We start from the raw sequence: 2,433 nt of genomic DNA on the forward strand, positions 1-2,433 counted from the left end.
TTGATGAATTAGAAATCATTTATTTAGTGGAGAGTAAAGGCGAACATTTGTTAGGTAATAATGATACTACATATAAAAATAGTGTTTTTCAAAAAATGACAGAACAGCATAAAAAAGGTAATTTAAATACATATCAAATAGAACTGGAGTTCGACAAGTTAAATGAATCAGTTGAAGCCTATTTAATTGAAGGGGAACAAGAAGAACAAAAATTAAAAGAATTAATGAAATAGATTAATTCTAAATTGAATATGAAAGCAAACGAACTACCAATCACCAACTTTTTACAAGCTCCTAATGTACAGTTTGTAATACCTGTATATCAGCGTAATTACGATTGGACAAATAACGAGTGTAAAGAATTAATTAATGATGTTATTGCAGTAGAAATATATAACAGAGGTACGCACTTTATTGGTAGCATTGTTTTTATACACGAAGGTACTTATAGCACAAGTGAGGTTAAAGAATTAGTAATTATTGATGGGCAACAACGCTTAACCACTATTAACATCATATATGTGGCTTTATTTCGTTTTGCTAAAGATAATAGTATGAAAAATGAAGCAGATATGTTGCTCAATATGTTTTTAACCAATCAATATGTGCAGAACGAATCAAGCAAACTCAAATTAAAACAAACAGACACCAACTCATTAGCATTTAAAGCTATTATGAATGGTACAGAAAATGAGTTTAACCACTACTCTAACGTTGTTGAAAACTTCAAATATTTTCAAAGTATCATTACAAAAGAGAGTTTTCATACCGTACTCAATGGACTAAAACGTTTAATTTTTGTTGAAATATCTTTAGAAAGAGGAAAAGACGACCCACAACGCATTTTTGAGAGTTTAAATTCTACAGGTTTAGATTTATCACAGTCTGATTTAATTAGAAACTATATTCTAATGGATTTAGACCCAAAAAATCAGAATAAAATATTTGAGCAAATATGGAATCCTATTGAAGAAAACGCAAGAGATTTACTAAAACAAAAATCTGTAGTATCAGATTATATAAGAGATTATTTAACCTTACGAAATAAAAAAATACCAAATAAAAATAAGGTATATGTTGAGTTTAAAAAGCTATACACCGAAAAAGACGAAACCTACACACAAGAATTAGAAAACATTAAATCACTTTCAATTCATTATAAAAAGTTTATTAATCCTTCTTCAATTCAAGATAATAACATTCGTAGAGAATTAGAATACATTTCACGTCTTGAAATTAATGTAGCTTTCCCTTTTCTTTTACAAGTTTTTGAAGATGCAGAAAATGGTTTAATAAGCAATGATGAGTTAATTAAAATATTAAAATTGATTCAGACTTATACGTGGAGACGTTTTGTTGTAGGCTTACCCACAAACGCATTGAATAAAATATTTATGACTTTATATTCTGAAGTTGATACGGAAGAGTATTATGATTCTATTGCGTTAGCTCTAATAAAGAAACGTGGTAGTGCAAAATTCCCAACCGATGAAGATTTAAAAACAGCATTAAAAGACAAAGATTTATATAATATACAGTCTAAAAACAGAAATTATATGTTCGAGTTGTTAGAGAATTATAACAACAGAGAATATGTAAATACCTCTAATGAAAATATTACCATAGAACACATTTTTCCTCAAACCCCTAATGAAGATTGGAATAAAGCACTTACACCAGACGATTACTTTCAGTTTAAAGAAAAGTATGTGAATACAATAGCTAATTTAACCTTGTCAGGTAATAATGGAGCTTTAAGCAACAAGTCCTTTAAGGATAAAAAAACAATGAATAGACAAGGCGCTGAACAAGGTTATAATTATAGTCGTCTTTGGCTAAATGATTATCTTAAAACTATTGATAATTGGAATATTGCTAACTATAATGAACGCTTTGATTTAATTTATAGTCGCTTTCTTAAAATATGGGAATATCCAGATGTTGTAATACCTGTATCTGAAAATACAGACGAACAAACCTTATATAATGCGGAATCTCCAACACATAAAAAATTAGAGTATTTCATTTTTGAAAACACTAAAGTAGATGAAGAGGTTATCGCTCAAATGTATTTTTATGTTATTGAGAAATTATATGAAAAGAATGCGCAACTATTATTAGAAGCGAAAGATATATTCAAAATAACACGTAATGCATCAGATTTTAGAGCACCACAAGAATTACAAAGCGGTTATTTTATTGAATCAAATATAGATAGCAACTCAAAATTTAGCACGCTTAAAAAACTACTTCCATTATTTGAACTTGAAGATGAATTACTAATAAAATATGCAGATAGTGATAGTGGAAATGTACCTAATCGTTTTGGTGTACGTAAAGAATATTGGAAACAACTATTACCATTAATTGTAGATACAGAACTATTTTCTAATGTAAACCCAACCAAAGACCATTGGTTAAGTTCTGGTGCAG

Annotated in this window: 2 protein-coding genes; both read left to right on the forward strand. The window is 28.6% G+C overall.

Going from position 1 to position 2,433, the window contains the following annotated elements; genetic code table 11:
* The coding region (locus KG732_RS12910) for a hypothetical protein (RefSeq protein ID WP_213524433.1) at positions 1-233 on the forward strand (233 nt) is incomplete at its 5' end.
* Between the two features lie 18 nt (positions 234-251).
* Positions 252-2,433: DUF262 domain-containing protein (locus KG732_RS12915; protein ID WP_213524435.1), on the forward strand; the 2,182-nt coding region annotated here is incomplete at its 3' end.

The organism is Nonlabens sp. (assembly GCF_018401815.1).
Lineage (GTDB): Bacteria > Bacteroidota > Bacteroidia > Flavobacteriales > Flavobacteriaceae > Nonlabens.